This is a genomic window from Streptomyces sp. NBC_00876, assembly GCF_045207435.1.
Taxonomy (GTDB): Bacteria; Actinomycetota; Actinomycetes; order Streptomycetales; family Streptomycetaceae; genus Streptomyces.
Map to the genome: position 1 here is coordinate 6,316,733 of NZ_CP108800.1, position 17,367 is coordinate 6,334,099.

Sequence of the window (17,367 nt, forward strand, 5' to 3'; positions counted from 1 at the left end):
AGCACCGCGTAAGTGGTGTGTGACGGGTGGCTGGTCGTTGTTTGAGAACTGCACAGTGGACGCGAGCATCTGTGGCCAAGTTTTTAAGGGCGCACGGTGGATGCCTTGGCACTAGGAACCGATGAAGGACGTGGGAGGCCACGATAGTCCCCGGGGAGCTGTCAACCAAGCTTTGATCCGGGGGTTTCCGAATGGGGAAACCCGGCAGTCGTCATGGGCTGTCACCCGCTGCTGAACACATAGGCAGTGTGGAGGGAACGAGGGGAAGTGAAACATCTCAGTACCCTCAGGAAGAGAAAACAACCGTGATTCCGGGAGTAGTGGCGAGCGAAACTGGATCAGGCCAAACCGTATGCGTGTGATACCCGGCAGGGGTTGCGCATGCGGGGTTGTGGGATCTCTTTTTCATGGTCTGCCGGCCATGAGACGAGTCAGAAACCGTTGATGTAGGCGAAGGACATGCGAAAGGTCCGGCGTAGAGGGTAAGACCCCCGTAGCTGAAACATCAACGGCTCGTTTAAGAGACACCCAAGTAGCACGGGGCCCGAGAAATCCCGTGTGAATCTGGCGGGACCACCCGTTAAGCCTAAATATTCCCTAGTGACCGATAGCGGATAGTACCGTGAGGGAATGGTGAAAAGTACCGCGGGAGCGGAGTGAAATAGTACCTGAAACCGTGTGCCTACAAGCCGTGGGAGCGTCGCGCATCGAGTTTACTCGGTGCGTCGTGACTGCGTGCCTTTTGAAGAATGAGCCTGCGAGTTTGCGGTGTGTTGCGAGGTTAACCCGTGTGGGGAAGCCGTAGCGAAAGCGAGTCCGAATAGGGCGATTTAGTAGCGCGCTCAAGACCCGAAGCGGAGTGATCTAGCCATGGGCAGGTTGAAGCGGAGGTAAGACTTCGTGGAGGACCGAACCCACCAGGGTTGAAAACCTGGGGGATGACCTGTGGTTAGGGGTGAAAGGCCAATCAAACTCCGTGATAGCTGGTTCTCCCCGAAATGCATTTAGGTGCAGCGTCGTGTGTTTCTTGCCGGAGGTAGAGCACTGGATAGGCGATGGGCCCTACCGGGTTACTGACCTTAGCCAAACTCCGAATGCCGGTAAGTGAGAGCACGGCAGTGAGACTGTGGGGGATAAGCTCCATGGTCGAGAGGGAAACAGCCCAGAGCATCGACTAAGGCCCCTAAGCGTACGCTAAGTGGGAAAGGATGTGGAGTCGCAGAGACAACCAGGAGGTTGGCTTAGAAGCAGCCACCCTTGAAAGAGTGCGTAATAGCTCACTGGTCAAGTGATTCCGCGCCGACAATGTAGCGGGGCTCAAGCGTACCGCCGAAGTCGTGTCATTCCAGCATGTACCCCCAACGGGGGCTGGGATGGGTAGGGGAGCGTCGTGTGCCGGGTGAAGCAGCCGCGGAAGCGAGTTGTGGACGGTTCACGAGTGAGAATGCAGGCATGAGTAGCGATACACACGTGAGAAACGTGTGCGCCGATTGACTAAGGGTTCCTGGGTCAAGCTGATCTGCCCAGGGTAAGTCGGGACCTAAGGCGAGGCCGACAGGCGTAGTCGATGGACAACCGGTTGATATTCCGGTACCCGCTTTGAAACGCCCAGTACTGAATCAGGCGATGCTAAGTCCGTGAAGCCGGCCCGATCTCTTCGGAGTTGAGGGTAGTGGTGGAGCCGATGAACCAGACTTGTAGTAGGTAAGCGATGGGGTGACGCAGGAAGGTAGTCCAGCCCGGGCGGTGGTAGTCCCGGGGTAAGGGTGTAGGCCGTGTGGTAGGTAAATCCGTCACACATTAAGGCTGAGACCTGATGCCGAGCCGATTGTGGTGAAGTGGATGATCCTATGCTGTCGAGAAAAGCCTCTAGCGAGTTTCATGGCGGCCCGTACCCTAAACCGACTCAGGTGGTCAGGTAGAGAATACCGAGGCGTTCGGGTGAACTATGGTTAAGGAACTCGGCAAAATGCCCCCGTAACTTCGGGAGAAGGGGGGCCATCACTGGTGATCCGATTTACTCGGTGAGCTGGGGGTGGCCGCAGAGACCAGCGAGAAGCGACTGTTTACTAAAAACACAGGTCCGTGCGAAGCCGTAAGGCGATGTATACGGACTGACGCCTGCCCGGTGCTGGAACGTTAAGGGGACCGGTTAGCTGACTTTCGGGTCGGCGAAGCTGAGAACTTAAGCGCCAGTAAACGGCGGTGGTAACTATAACCATCCTAAGGTAGCGAAATTCCTTGTCGGGTAAGTTCCGACCTGCACGAATGGCGTAACGACTTCTCGACTGTCTCAACCATAGGCCCGGTGAAATTGCACTACGAGTAAAGATGCTCGTTTCGCGCAGCAGGACGGAAAGACCCCGGGACCTTTACTATAGTTTGATATTGGTGTTCGGTTCGGCTTGTGTAGGATAGGTGGGAGACTTTGAAGCGGCCACGCCAGTGGTTGTGGAGTCGTCGTTGAAATACCACTCTGGTCGTGCTGGATGTCTAACCTGGGTCCGTGATCCGGATCAGGGACAGTGTCTGATGGGTAGTTTAACTGGGGCGGTTGCCTCCTAAAGAGTAACGGAGGCGCCCAAAGGTTCCCTCAGCCTGGTTGGCAATCAGGTGTTGAGTGTAAGTGCACAAGGGAGCTTGACTGTGAGACCGACGGGTCGAGCAGGGACGAAAGTCGGGACTAGTGATCCGGCAGTGGCTTGTGGAAGCGCTGTCGCTCAACGGATAAAAGGTACCCCGGGGATAACAGGCTGATCTTCCCCAAGAGTCCATATCGACGGGATGGTTTGGCACCTCGATGTCGGCTCGTCGCATCCTGGGGCTGGAGTCGGTCCCAAGGGTTGGGCTGTTCGCCCATTAAAGCGGTACGCGAGCTGGGTTTAGAACGTCGTGAGACAGTTCGGTCCCTATCCGCTGTGCGCGTAGGAATATTGAGAAGGGCTGTCCCTAGTACGAGAGGACCGGGACGGACGAACCTCTGGTGTGCCAGTTGTCCTGCCAAGGGCATGGCTGGTTGGCTACGTTCGGAAAGGATAACCGCTGAAAGCATCTAAGCGGGAAGCCTGCTTCGAGATGAGTATTCCCACCCTCTTGAGGGGTTAAGGCTCCCAGTAGACGACTGGGTTGATAGGCCAGATGTGGAAGCCCGGTAACGGGTGGAGCTGACTGGTACTAATAGGCCGAGGGCTTGTCCTCAGTTGCTCGCGTCCACTGTGTTAGTTCTGAAATAACGAACGGCCGTGTTTTTATCCGGTGTTGGTTAATTTCATAGTGTTTCGGTGGTCATTGCGTTAGGGAAACGCCCGGTTACATTCCGAACCCGGAAGCTAAGCCTTTCAGCGCCGATGGTACTGCAGGGGGGACCCTGTGGGAGAGTAGGACGCCGCCGAACAATCATTGTGGAAAAGCCCCGTGCCCTTGTGGCACGGGGCTTTTCTGCGTTCACGGGCCCGAAGCTGCCGGCCGGCCCGCCGTGCGGGAGTGCTGCCGCAGCGGTTCGCTGCCGCTCCGGGAGGGCGTTGCGTCGGCGGAACGCCCCTGGTGGGTGGGCCGGTGACGGTGTGACAGGCGGTTTTGCACACCCCCTGGTTCAGGGTATGCTTTAGCTCGTTGCCGCAGGGCAGCAAGGCCCCAATAGCTCAGTCGGTAGAGCGTCTCCATGGTAAGGAGAAGGTCTGCGGTTCGATTCCGCATTGGGGCTCAGACAGACGAAAGGCCCCCGCCACTAGGCGGGGGCCTTTCGTGTATCCGGGTCCGGGAACCCCTACGGGGCGGCCTGCGGCTCCGGGACACGCATCGCGAGGATGGCCATGTCGTCCGAGGCGGGTTCGGCGGCGAACCGTTCCACGGCCCGCAGGATCCGTCCCGCCACCGCGCCGGCTGTGAGACCCGTGCAGTTGGCCAGTACATCCGCCAGGCCGTCGTCGCCGAGCATGCGGGTTCCCTCCCGGCGTTCGGTGACACCGTCGGTCACGCACAGCAGGACATCGCCCGGCTCCAGGGTCACCGTCTGCTCGTACAGATCCAGGTCCTCGATGACACCCAGCAGCGGCTGCGGTTCAGCAGCTGCCTCGACCGATCCGTCCTGCCGCAGGCGCAGCGGCAACGGGTGACCGGCACACACCACCTTCAACAGGGCGCTGCCGTCCTCCTGGGGCCACAACTCCCCGTAGAGGAGGGTGAGGAAGCGGCTGCGTGCGCCCTCGTCGAGGATGGCGGCGTTGAGCCGCTCCAGGACGGCGGGGCCGGAGAAGCCCTCACGGGCCAGCAGGCGCAGGGCGTGCCGGGCCAGGCCGGTCACGGCCGCGGCCTCCGGGCCCGTACCGCAGACGTCGCCGATGGCGAATCCGTAGGCGCCGTCGCGGATCGGGAAGACGTCGTAGAAGTCGCCGCCGACCTCGTTGCCCTCACCGGCCGCCCGGTAGATGACGTCGATCTCGACATTGGGGACGTCCGGCAGACCGGGCGGCAGCAGGCTGCGCTGGAGGGACTGGCTGATCGCCATGCGCTCCGAGTACAGGCGGGCGTTGTCCAGGGCCAGGGCGGCCCGGCGGGAGAGGTCCTCGGCCAGTTCCAGGATCTCCTGGCGGAAGTGGTCGTCGGACGGTTTGCCGAGCGTGAGCATGCCGATGACCCGGTTGCGGGCGACGAGCGGGAGGACCACGGTCTCCCCGCCCACGGCGGCCGCGGTGGCGAGCGTCGTACGGATGCCGGCGCCGAGGCCCCCGGGGTCGCCGAGACCGATGCTGCGCATCGAAGTGCGCAGGGCCGCCTCATGGGCGGCCTCGGACGGCGCGGACCAGACGCGGGCGCCGGGTGTCGGCACCGGCTCGGGCGGGGCGATCTTGGAGAGGAGGGCCTTGAGACCGTCGATGCGTTCCTCGTCCTCGTGCAGCACGTACGAGAGGTACGGGTCCGAGGACTGGTCCGCGATCGTGTAGACGGCGCACCAGGTCGCCAGGGTGGGGACCGTCATCTGGGCCATCAGCGCCAGTGTCTGGTCCCGGTCGAGCGTGCCGGCCAGCAGGTCCGACGCCTCGACGAGGAAGGAGAGCGAGCCGCGGCGCAGACGTTCCAGCTCGCCCAGGCGGGCGGACTCGACAGCGAGGGCGATGCGGTCCGCGGCGAACTGGAGGCGCAGCGCCTCCTCGTTGGAGTACCGGCCGACGGCCTCGGCCGCGACGCCCAGGGAGCCCGTGAGGCGGCCCTCGACCTTCAGCGGGACCGTGACCACCGAACGCATACCGGTGTTGCCCAGCAGCGGGACCGCACCCGGGACGGCGTCCAGGTCCTCGTGGACGGCGGGCATGCGCGCGGAGCCGTACCGGCCGGTGCCGGCCTCGACGGGGACGCGGGCGAAGCGCTGGCGGGCGGACGGGAGCCCGGTCGTGGCCCGTACCTCGAGCTCGGTCTCGTCGTCCGTCGCCAGCAGCAGGAACGCCGCGTCGGCGTCGAGCATGTCGCGGGCCCGCTCGACGGTGCGCTGGAGCAGGCCGTCGAGGTCGTCGGGGGCGGGGGAGCCGATGAAGACCTCGAAGGGGTCCGTCGTGCGGCTCTCGGCGGTCGCATCGGTGACCGGGGTGCGTACCGGTGACTGGAGTACCGCGCGTTCGTAGTCGCGGACCAGCAGGCAGACCGTCGAAGGCTCGCCCTGTGTGTCGCGGACCCGCAGGTGCGAGCCGTAGACGGGGATCGTGCGGCCGTCGGCGCCGCGGATGCCGTAGCTGCCCTCCCAGCGGGAGAGGCGAAGTGCGTCGGCGATGCCCGTGTTGGTGCCGGGGGTCTGCGGCCAGGCGGTGAAGTCGGTGAACTGCTTGCCGGTGACCTGATCCGCCGTGTGCCCGAACAGGAACGCGGCGTCGTCGTTCCATGCCGCGACGGCGCCCGCGGTGTCGGTCTGGACGACGGCGACCCGGACCCGCTCGTCGGTGACGGGGAGCAGGTCGACGGGGAGCAGCGGGCCGGCGGAGCGGATGCCCACCGGGCGGTCGGGGAGATCGAGCTGGAACCAGACGTGTTTGTGCGCGGGGGAGTACTCGACGCCCCAGCGGGCGGCGAGCGCCGCGCACAGCAGCAGGCCGCGGCCGCTCTCGCGGTCGGGGCCTGCGAAGTCGGGACCGGTGGACTGGAGCGGGATCTCGCGTTCCGGATAGTGGTCGGAGACCTCGACCCGGACGCCGTCCTCCGTGCGCAGGCACAGCACATCGGCGGCGGTGCCGGCGTGGACCACCGCGTTGGTCACGAGTTCGCTGGTGAGGACGACGGCGTCGTCGACGACGTCGGTGTATCCCCATCCCTGGAGGGTGTCCCGGACAAAGGCGCGGGCCGTCGCGACGGAGCGCCCCACCGGGTCGAAAGTGGCAGCCGCGCGCGCCGTGATCACAGCACTCCCCATTTGGTGTCTCGTCGCTTCCCCGAGTCCTGTGCCCGTTTCTCGCCGCTTCGATTCGCCTGCCAGGCTAGACGCTCCCTCTGTGTGCCGGGTACACGAGGGCCGACTTCGGGCAAGGAGCGGTAGGAACAGGCTGATGAACGGACAAGTGTGGTCTTCCCCATGGAGGGATGTGGGACAACCGGGGGAGGTTCCACCCCGACCGGTTCCGGCCTGGTACGTTTCAACGATTTGACGTCCGCATGGTCACCCGTCGACGGTGGGCTGTGGCGGTGAGCCATAGAGGTTCTGGGCAAGGTCTCGGACAAGGCCCGAGCGATTCGGTCAACCCCTGCGGGAGGGACACGGTGGAGTCTGACGTGGCGGCGCGGGGATCAGGTACGCGCACTAAAGGCGGACAGCCCGTGAAGAAGCAGCGCAATGGGACCGTAGAAGTCGACGCCGCGGCGCTCAACAGACTGCTGGCCGCTCTGGTCGCCATGCGGGACGGGAATTTCCGCAGGCGCGTGACCGTCTCCGGCGACGGCGTGATGGCGGAGCTCTCGGCGGTCTTCAACGAGGTCGCCGATCGCAATGTGCACCTCACGGGTGAGCTCGCGCGCGTGCGTCGTGTGGTCGGCCGGGAGGGCAAGCTCACCGAGCGGCTGGAGACGGGTGCCTGCGAGGGCTCCTGGGCCGCCGCGATCGATGCCTCCAACGAACTCGTCGACGATCTCGCGCGTCCGGTCTCGGAGGTCGGGCGGGTGCTGTCGGCGGTGGCCGACGGTGATCTCGAGCAGCGGATGGAGCTCCGTTCGCACACGGCGGACGAGACGGTACGGCCGCTGCGCGGTGAGTTCCTGAAGGTCGCCCGTACGGTCAACAACCTCGTCGACCAGCTGTCGGCGTTCACCGAGCAGGTGACGCGGGTCGCGGTCGAGGTGGGGACCGAGGGCAAGCTGGGCGGTCAGGCCCAGGTGCGCGGGATGTCCGGGTCGTGGAAGGACCTCACGGACTCCGTGAACACCATGGCGTTCCGGCTGACGGCGCAGGTGCGCGACATCGCCCTGGTGACGACGGCGGTCGCCAAGGGGGATCTGTCGCGGAAGGTCACCGTCCATGTGGCCGGTGAGATGGCCCAGCTGAAGAACACCGTGAACACGATGGTCGACCAGCTGTCCTCGTTCTCCTCCGAGGTGACCCGGGTGGCCCGTGAGGTGGGCACCGAGGGTGAGCTCGGCGGGCAGGCGATGGTGCCGGGTGTGGCCGGAGTGTGGAAGGACCTCACCGACTCCGTCAACACGATGGCGGGGAACCTCACCTCCCAGGTGCGCGGCATCGCGGAGGTCACGACGGCGGTCGCCAACGGTGACCTGTCGCAGAAGGTCCGGGTGAGCGCGCGCGGCGAGGTCGCCCAGCTCGCCGAGACCATCAACCAGATGACCGAGACGCTGCGCACCTTCGCGGACGAGGTCACCCGGGTGGCCAGCGAGGTCGGCGGCGAGGGCGTGCTCGGCGGCCAGGCACAGGTGCCGGGCGCCGCGGGCACGTGGAAGGACCTCACCGACTCGGTGAACACCGTCTTCCGCAACCTGACGACCCAGGTGCGCGACATCGCCCAGGTGACGACGGCCGTGGCCAGCGGTGACATGACGCAGAAGGTCACCGTCGATGTGGCCGGCGAGATGCTGGAGCTGAAGAACACCGTCAACACGATGGTCGACCAGCTCCAGTCCTTCGGTTCGGAAGTGACCCGGGTGGCCCGGGAGGTCGGCGTCGAGGGCCGCCTCGGCGGCCAGGCCGAGGTGCCCGGCGCTGCGGGTACGTGGAAGGACCTGACGGACTCCGTGAACACGGCGTTCCGGAACCTGACCGGCCAGGTGCGCGACATCGCCCAGGTGACGACTGCGGTCGCCAACGGTGATCTGTCGCAGAAGGTCACCGTCGATGTCGCGGGCGAGATGCTGGAGCTGAAGAACACCGTCAACACGATGGTGGCGCAGCTGTCCTCCTTCGCCGACCAGGTGACGCGGATGGCGCGTGACGTGGGTACGGAGGGCCGCCTCGGCGGTCAGGCGCGGGTCGACGGCGTCTCCGGGACGTGGAAGGAGCTCACCGACTCCGTCAACTTCATGGCGGGGAACCTGACCTCCCAGGTGCGCCAGATCGCCCAGGTGACCACGGCGGTGGCGCGGGGCGACCTGTCGCAGAAGATCGACGTGGACGCGCGCGGCGAGATCCTGGAGCTGAAGAACACCATCAACACGATGGTCGACCAGCTCTCCGCCTTCGCCGAGCAGGTGACCCGGGTGGCCCGTGAAGTGGGCACGGACGGGCGCCTGGGCGGCCAGGCACAGGTGCCCGGCGTGGCCGGTGTGTGGCGTGATCTGACCGATTCGGTGAACGGCATGGCCGGGAACCTCACCGCTCAGGTCCGTAACATCGCGCAGGTCGCCACGGCGGTGGCGCGGGGCGACCTGTCGCAGAAGATCGACGTGGACGCGCGCGGCGAGATCCTGGAGCTCAAGAACACCCTCAACACGATGGTGGACCAGCTCTCGAACTTCGCGGAGCAGGTGACCCGGGTGGCCCGCGAGGTGGGTACCGAGGGCATCCTCGGTGGCCAGGCCGAGGTGCAGGGTGTGTCCGGTACCTGGAAGGACCTCACCCAGTCCGTCAACGGCATGGCGAACAACCTGACCCTTCAGGTCCGCAACATCGCCGAGGTCACCACCGCGGTCGCCAACGGTGATCTCTCCAAGAAGATCACCGTCGACGCCAAGGGCGAGATCCTCGAACTGGTCACCACCGTCAACACGATGGTCGACCAGCTGATGAACTTCGGCGACGAGGTGACGCGGGTGGCCCGCGAGGTGGGCACCGAGGGCATCCTCGGCGGCCAGGCCCGGGTCCGCGGGGCCACGGGCATCTGGAAGGACCTCAGCGAGAACGTCAACCTGATGGCCAACAACCTGACCAGCCAGGTGCGCAACATCTCCCGGGTCTCGTCCGCGGTGGCCAACGGCGATCTGACGAAGAAGGTCACCGTCGAGGCGCGTGGCGAGGTCGCCGAACTGGCCGACACCGTCAACACGATGGTGACGACCCTGTCCTCGTTCGCCGACGAGGTGACGCGAGTGGCCCGCGAGGTGGGTACGGAGGGCGAGCTGGGAGGTCAGGCGCGCGTTCCGGGGGTCTCGGGTACCTGGAAGGACCTGACCGAGTCGGTGAACTCGATGGCGTCCAACCTGACCGGTCAGGTGCGCCAGATCGCGACCGTCACCACCGCCATCGCCAAGGGCGATCTCACCAAGAAGATCGACATCGATGCCCGGGGCGAGATCCTGGAGCTGAAGAACACCATCAACACGATGGTCGATCAGCTCTCGTCGTTCGCCGATCAGGTGACCAGGGTGGCCCGCGAGGTGGGCACGGAGGGGCAGCTGGGCGGCCAGGCGCGGGTGCGGGACGTGGACGGGACCTGGCGCGACCTCACCGAGTCGGTGAACGAGATGGCCGGGAACCTGACCCGTCAGGTGCGCGCCATCGCGGCCGTCGCCACCGCGGTGACCCGCGGCGATCTCAATCTCAAGATCGATGTGGACGCGGCCGGCGAGATCCAGGCCTTGCAGGACAACATCAACACGATGATCGCCAACCTGCGCGACACCACCGCCACCAACAAGGAGCAGGACTGGCTCAAGGGCAACCTCGCCCGGATCTCCGGTCTGATGCAGGGGCGGCGCGATCTCGACGACGTCGCCTCGCTGATCATGAGCGAGCTGACCCCGGTCGTCTCAGCGCAGCACGGCGCGTTCTTCCTGGCCATGGCGACCGGCGACACCGATGCGCTGGGCGCGGAGGGCGACCGGGAGGGCGCGTACGAGCTCCGGATGCGGGGCAGCTACGGCTACTCCGCCGGCTCCATGCCGACCTCCTTCCGGCCGGGTGAGACGCTGATCGGCACGGCTGCCGAGGAGAAGCGGACGATCCAGGTGGACAACGTTCCGCCGGGCTATCTGAAGATCTCCTCGGGGCTGGGCGAGGCGCCGCCCGCGCATGTGATCGTGCTGCCGGTGCTCTTCGAGGGGAAGGTCCTCGGGGTGATCGAACTGGCCTCGTTCCAGCCGTTCACCCATATCCAGCGGGACTTCCTCAACCAGCTCGCCGAGATGATCGCCACGAGCGTCAACACCATCAGCGTCAACACGACGACCGAGAAGCTGCTGGAGCAGTCGCAGGAGCTCACCGAGCAATTGCGCGACCGGTCGCAGGAGTTGGAGAACCGGCAGAAGGCCCTTCAGGCGTCCAACGCCGAACTGGAGGAGAAGGCCGAGCTGCTGGCCCAGCAGAACCGTGACATCGAGGTCAAGAACACCGAGATCGAGGAGGCGCGCCAGGTCCTGGAGGAGCGTGCCGAGCAGCTCGCCGTCTCGATGCGCTACAAGTCCGAGTTCCTGGCCAACATGTCGCACGAGCTGCGGACGCCGCTCAACTCACTGCTCATTCTGGCCAAACTGCTGGCGGACAACGCAGAGGGGAATCTCTCGCCGAAGCAGGTGGAATTCGCCGAGACGATCCATGGGGCCGGTTCCGATCTGCTGCAGCTGATCAATGACATCCTCGATCTGTCGAAGGTCGAGGCGGGCAAGATGGATGTGAGCCCGACCCGGATCGCACTGGTCCAGCTGGTCGACTACGTGGAGGCGACCTTCCGGCCGCTCACCGCGGAAAAGGGGCTGGATTTCTCCGTACGGGTGTCGCCGGAGCTTCCCGCGACGCTGCACACCGACGAACAGCGGCTGCTCCAGGTGCTGCGCAATCTGCTCTCCAACGCGGTGAAGTTCACCGACAGCGGCGCCGTCGAGCTGGTGATCAGGCACGCGGGGCCCGAGGTGCCGCACGCCATTCGCGAACAGCTGCTGGAAGCCGGTTCGCTGCGTGACGCCGATGCCGATCTGATCGCGTTCTCGGTGACCGACACCGGTATCGGGATCGCGTCCAGCAAGATGCTGGTGATCTTCGAGGCGTTCAAGCAGGCGGACGGGACGACCAGCCGCAAGTACGGCGGTACGGGCCTGGGCCTGTCCATCAGCCGGGAGATCGCACGCCTGCTGGGCGGTGAGATCCATGCGGCCAGCGAGCCCGGCCGGGGCTCGACGTTCACGCTGTACCTGCCGTTGCACCCGAGCGAACTCCCGCCGCAGGGCTACCCGCAGATCGGTCCCGGCCCCATCGAGATGCACGGTGCGGCCGTCGAGAGCGGACGTATCCCCGAGGCCGGCCAGGGGATGGGACAGACGACGGGACCGGGCTTCCAGGGCTACCCGGGCTACCCGGGCTACCCGGGCTACCCGGGCTACCCGGGCACGGGCGGGCCGGGGTCCGGGCATGACCAGAGCGGCGCGGCAGGACTGTTCCGGCGCCGTCGCAAGGCACTGGGCGGTGCGCAGCAGCAGCCCGCGCTGCCGCCGCGGACGGCCTCCTCGCCGGCCCAGGCCTCCCCGCCGGAGCCGTGGGCACTCGGTGGCCAGGAGGAGCCCGAAGTGCGCAGGACGTTCCGGTTCAGTGGCGAGAAGGTGCTGATCGTCGACGACGACATCCGTAACGTCTTCGCGCTCACCAGCGTGCTGGAGCAGCACGGACTGGCGGTTCTGTACGCGGAGAACGGGCGCGAAGGCATCGAAGTCCTGGAGCAGCACGACGATGTGACGGTGGTGCTGATGGACATCATGATGCCGGAGATGGACGGCTATGCGACGACCTCGGCGATCCGCCGGATGCCGCAGTTCGCCGGGCTGCCGATCGTCGCGCTGACCGCGAAGGCGATGAAGGGCGACCGGGAGAAGGCGATCGATTCCGGCGCATCCGACTATGTCACCAAGCCTGTCGATCCCGATCATCTTCTTTCCGTTATGGAGCAGTGGATGCGCGGAGAGTGATCGCCAATTGAGCGAATCGATGATGATTTGCTGATCGACTCTGTCTGAAGGAGTGTGGGACCGCCGATTCCGGGGAACCTTCTGGTCTTCCACCGCGTTTGCGGTACGTGCACAGTGACATCGCGGTGACAGGGTGTGGTGACGGGCGGGGTGCGGCTACCATGACCGGCACAAGGTCGGACGGCGTAAGGGAGTCGTCCCCTGGGGCGGCGCCCGGTGCAATTCCGGGGCGAGGAGGACGGGCCATGGTGCAGAAGGCCAAGATCCTCCTGGTCGATGACCGGCCGGAGAATCTGCTGGCGCTGGAGGCCATCCTCTCTGCGCTCGATCAGACACTGGTCCGGGCATCGTCAGGGGAGGAAGCGCTCAAAGCGCTGCTCACGGATGACTTCGCGGTCATTCTGCTGGACGTCCAGATGCCGGGCATGGACGGTTTCGAAACCGCCGCGCACATCAAGCGGCGGGAACGGACCCGGGACATCCCGATCATCTTCCTCACCGCGATCAACCACGGTCCGCACCACACCTTCCGGGGTTATGCGGCCGGCGCGGTGGACTACATCTCGAAGCCGTTCGACCCGTGGGTGCTGCGGGCCAAGGTCTCGGTCTTCGTCGAGCTGTACATGAAGAACTGTCAGCTCCGGGAGCAGGCGGCACTGCTGCGGCTCCAGCTCGAGGGCGGCGGCCATGCGCATGCGGGCGCGAACCACGAGAAGGAGCCCGCCGGTCTGCTGGCCGAGCTCTCCGCACGGCTCGCGGCCGTCGAGGAGCAGGCCGAAGCGCTCTCCAAGCAGCTCGACGACGAGTCGGCGGATGCCGCGGCCGTGGCCACCGCCGCGCACCTCGAACGGAAGCTGACCGGGTTGCGCCGGGCGCTGGACGCCCTGGAGCCCGGCACCGGCGGCGCACCGGCCGCGCTTCCCTCGTAACGCCGTTCGACGCAGCTCAGTAGTGCAGGCCGGTATCGCGGCTTCGTGGCGCCGCTCCGTCTCGCTGCTTTGCGGAGCGGCCTCGGAGCGCACCGGCCCTTCCCGTCAGGCCGTTTCGGGCGGCGGGAGCGGTAACTGGCCGGTGGGCGCGGCCGTTCAGCGGTCGCGTGCCGGTCGTGTCCGGCTTCGGGCCGGGTGAGCACGCGTCAGTTTCCGGCCGCCGCACGGCGACACGGTCGGGTGAACCGGCACGCGCACGTGTTCACTGCCGCAGACACCGGTAACCTCGGCGCCATGGCCTCACGTACGTCCGGCAAGGGTTCCCAGGGCACTGCGGGCACCGCGAAGCGCGTCGGCGGTGGCCCGGGTCCGGCGAGGAAAACCGCGCCCGCCAAGAAGACCGCAGCGAAGAAGATGGTGCCCGCGAAGAAGGCGCCCGCCAAGAAGGCAGTGGCCAAGAAGGCCGCGCCCAAACCGGCGCCGTCGCCCACCGGCGGCGTGTACCGGCTGGCGCGTGCCGTCTGGCTCGGCACGGCCCACGGGGTCGGCGCGATGTTCCGCGGCATAGGGCGCGGCGCCAAGGGACTCGACCCCGCACACCGCAAGGACGGCGTCGCACTGCTGCTGCTCGGCCTCGCGCTGATCGTCGCAGCGGGCACCTGGTCGAATCTGCGCGGCCCGGTCGGCGACCTCGTGGAGATGCTCGTCACCGGCGCCTTCGGCCGGCTCGACCTCCTCGTGCCGATACTGCTGGGCGCCATCGCCGTCCGGCTGATTCTCTATCCCGAGAAGCCCGAGGCCAACGGCCGGATCGTCATCGGACTGTCGGCCCTGGTCATCGGAGTGCTCGGCCAGGTCCACATCGCCTGCGGGGCACCGGGGCGCGAGGACGGCACCGAGGCCATGCAGGACGCGGGCGGACTCATCGGCTGGGCCGCGTCCAAGCCGCTGATCTTCACCATGGGCGAGGTGCTCGCCGTACCGCTGCTCCTGCTGCTCACCGTCTTCGGTCTGCTGGTCGTCACGGCGACCCCGGTGAACGCCATTCCGCAGCGGCTGCGGTTGCTCGGTTCCAAGCTGGGGATCATCGACCCGGTGTACGACCCCGAGGCGCAGGACGAGAACGACGACGAGCGCTACGACGAGCAGTGGCGCGAAGAGCTGCCCAGCCGTGGCCGACGTTCCTCCGCCCGCCGTTCCGAGGCGCCCGACGAGTACGACCCCGAGCGGTCGGAGGCCGACGCGCTCTCCAAGCGGCGCAGGCCGCGCAGGCCCTCGGTGCAGCCCGCGCTGAACCGCACCATGGACGCGGTGGACGTCGCCGCCGCGGCCGCCGCCGCGCTCGACGGAGCCGTACTCAACGGCATGCCGCCCTCGCCGCTGGTCGCCGACCTCACCCAGGGCGTCTCGGTGGACCGCGAGCGCGCGGGCACTCCGGTGCCGGGCGCCAGGGAGGCGGAGCCGGCCCGGAGGCCGGGGCAGAGGGTCTCCCCGCCCGCCGGGGGCGTACCCGACCTGACCAAGCCGGTTCCCGACCGCTCGGAGTCGCAGGGGCTGCCGGCCCGCGCCGAGCAGCTCCAGCTCTCCGGCGACATCACCTACTCGCTGCCCTCGCTCGATCTGCTGGAGCGCGGCGGACCCGGCAAGACCCGCAGCGCCGCCAATGACGCGATCGTCGCGTCCCTGACCAACGTCTTCACCGAGTTCAAGGTCGACGCCGCGGTCACCGGCTTCACCCGTGGTCCCACGGTGACGCGGTACGAGGTGGAGCTCGGCCCGGCCGTGAAGGTCGAGCGGATCACGGCGCTCGCCAAGAACATCGCGTACGCGGTCGCCAGCCCCGACGTCCGGATCATCTCGCCGATCCCGGGGAAGTCCGCGGTCGGCATCGAGATCCCCAACTCCGACCGGGAGATGGTCAACCTCGGCGACGTACTGCGGCTCGCGGACGCGGCGGAGGACGACCACCCCATGCTGGTCGCGCTCGGCAAGAACGTCGAGGGCGGCTACGAGATGGCCAACCTCGCGAAGATGCCGCACGTCCTGGTGGCCGGCGCCACCGGCTCCGGAAAGTCCTCCTGCATCAACTGCCTGATCACGTCGGTGATGGTGCGGGCGACGCCGGACGACGTCCGTATGGTGCTGGTCGACCCCAAGCGCGTCGAGCTGACCGCGTACGAGGGCATTCCGCACCTCATCACGCCGATCATCACCAACCCCAAGAAGGCCGCCGAGGCCCTTCAGTGGGTCGTACGCGAGATGGACCTTCGCTACGACGACCTTGCTGCGTTCGGCTACCGGCACATCGACGACTTCAACCACGCGGTGCGGACCGGCAAGCTCAAGACGCCGGAGGGCAGCGAACGGGAGCTGTCGCCCTACCCGTATCTGCTGGTGATCGTCGACGAGCTGGCCGACCTCATGATGGTCGCCCCGCGCGACGTCGAGGACTCGATCGTCCGCATCACCCAATTGGCCCGCGCGGCCGGCATCCATCTGGTGCTCGCCACCCAGCGCCCCTCGGTCGATGTCGTGACCGGCCTGATCAAGGCGAACGTGCCCTCCAGGCTCGCCTTCGCCACCTCGTCGCTCGCCGACAGCCGGGTCATCCTCGACCAGCCCGGAGCCGAAAAGCTCATCGGAAAGGGTGACGGACTGTTCCTCCCCATGGGGGCGAACAAGCCGACCCGTATGCAGGGCGCCTTCGTCACGGAGGACGAGGTCGCGGCGGTCGTCCAGCACTGCAAGGACCAGATGGCGCCGGTCTTCCGCGACGACGTGGTGGTCGGGACGAAGCAGAAGAAGGAGATCGACGAGGACATCGGCGACGACCTGGATCTGCTCTGCCAGGCCGCTGAGCTGGTCGTTTCCACTCAGTTCGGGTCCACATCGATGCTCCAGCGCAAGCTGCGGGTGGGCTTCGCCAAGGCCGGCCGGCTGATGGACCTCATGGAGTCGCGGAGCATCGTCGGACCCAGCGAGGGCTCGAAGGCACGCGATGTCATGGTGAAACCGGACGAGCTGGACGGGGTGTTGGCGCTGATCCGTGGGGAAACCGGTTCGTAAGGGTTTTGCGGGCAACCGTTTCGCCGGGCCGTACGTCAAGTTGAAGGGAGGGACAGCACGATGTTCCTCCCCGGGGCGGTCCGGCGAATCCGACTCTGTTCGAATCTGATGGCGTACAAAGTCCTCCCTCCCGGTTGCCCCACCCTTTCGTACCCCCCCTAGACTGAACACCCAGCAGGTGGCTCACGCTCGAAAGGCGCCCCCGTGTCCATCGGCAACTCCCCCGAAGACGACCGGCCTTCGATCGGTCGAGTGCTCCAGCAGGCTCGTATCGCCGCAGGTCTCACGGTCGAAGAGATCAGCACGTCCACCCGGGTGCGCATCCCCATCGTGCACGCGATCGAGGACGACGACTTCTCCCGCTGCGGCGGCGACGTGTACGCCCGCGGCCATATCCGAACGCTGGCACGTGCCGTAGGCACCGATCCGGAACCGCTGGTTTCGCAGTACGACGCCGAGCACGGCGGCCGTCCCGCACCCACGCCGGCGGCACCGCTGTTCGAAGCCGAGCGGATCCGTTCAGAACCCCGGCGGCCCAACTGGACCGCGGCCATGGTCGCGGCCATCGTCGCCGTGATCGGATTCGTCGGTTTCACCTTCTTCAAGGGCGGTGACGAGCCCTCGACCGCCGGCCAGGTGGCCGAAGGCCCGACATCCGACAAGATCACCCCCAAGCCGGCGTCCAGCAAGCCCGTCGATCCCAAGCCGGCTCCCTCCGAGAGCGCCATTGCCGCGGCGCCCCAGGACAAGGTGACGGTCAGGCTCAGCGCGAGCCAGGGCAAGAGCTGGATCTCGGCCAAGGACCACAACGGCCGGCTGCTCTTCGACGGACTGCTCGAACAGGGCCAGTCGAAGACCTTCCAGGACAAGGAGCGGGTCGACCTCGTTCTCGGCAACGCCGGATCGATCGAGCTCTTCGTCAACGGCAAGAAGGTCGAGGACCAGTTCCAGCCCGGACAGGTCGAGCGGCTCTCGTACACCAAGGGCGACCCCGAGGTCGGCTGACCGCGGGACCGCACAGTTCACCCAGCGCGGCGAGCGCCCGGCCATCCGGCCG

The 17,367-nt window shown here is 66.5% G+C and carries 5 protein-coding genes, 1 tRNA gene and 2 rRNA genes; 7 read left to right on the plus strand and 1 reads right to left on the minus strand.

The genetic code is table 11. The features are described 5' to 3' along the window. The first annotated feature begins 73 nt into the window (after positions 1 to 73). The 3 genes from OG782_RS27900 (at position 74) to OG782_RS27910 (ending at position 3,703) form a co-directional block, all read left to right on the plus strand. A 23S ribosomal RNA gene (locus tag OG782_RS27900) occupies positions 74 to 3,198 on the plus strand. A gap of 79 nt (positions 3,199 to 3,277) precedes the next feature. Then, positions 3,278 to 3,394, plus strand: a 5S ribosomal RNA gene (rrf, locus tag OG782_RS27905). Between the two features lie 236 nt (positions 3,395 to 3,630). Then, a tRNA-Thr gene (locus tag OG782_RS27910) sits at positions 3,631 to 3,703 on the plus strand. A gap of 63 nt (positions 3,704 to 3,766) precedes the next feature. Here the strand turns inward: OG782_RS27910 and OG782_RS27915 are convergent. Then, positions 3,767 to 6,385 (minus strand): SpoIIE family protein phosphatase, encoded by a 2,619-nt coding sequence (locus OG782_RS27915; protein WP_406455498.1) that lies wholly within the window; start codon positions 6,383 to 6,385, stop codon positions 3,767 to 3,769. A 413-nt stretch (positions 6,386 to 6,798) separates the two neighbouring features. On the opposite strand from OG782_RS27915, the gene OG782_RS27920 reads away from it, so the two are divergent. The 4 genes from OG782_RS27920 to OG782_RS27935 all read left to right on the plus strand — a co-directional run bounded on the left by OG782_RS27920 (position 6,799) and on the right by OG782_RS27935 (position 17,315). Beyond that, positions 6,799 to 12,315, plus strand: coding sequence for a HAMP domain-containing protein (locus OG782_RS27920; RefSeq protein ID WP_406455500.1), 5,517 nt, complete (start codon positions 6,799 to 6,801; stop codon positions 12,313 to 12,315). Positions 12,316 to 12,560: 245 nt separating this feature from the next. Beyond that, complete coding sequence (locus tag OG782_RS27925; protein ID WP_406455502.1) at positions 12,561 to 13,244, plus strand: two-component system response regulator; 684 nt, start codon at positions 12,561 to 12,563, stop codon at positions 13,242 to 13,244. Between the two features lie 294 nt (positions 13,245 to 13,538). Further along, on the plus strand, positions 13,539 to 16,310 hold the full coding sequence (locus tag OG782_RS27930) for a DNA translocase FtsK (protein WP_406455504.1): 2,772 nt from the start codon (positions 13,539 to 13,541) through the stop codon (positions 16,308 to 16,310). 204 nt (positions 16,311 to 16,514) lie between these two features. Beyond that, on the plus strand, positions 16,515 to 17,315 hold the full coding sequence (locus OG782_RS27935; protein WP_406455506.1) for a helix-turn-helix domain-containing protein: 801 nt from the start codon (positions 16,515 to 16,517) through the stop codon (positions 17,313 to 17,315). Positions 17,316 to 17,367: the final 52 nt, after the last annotated feature.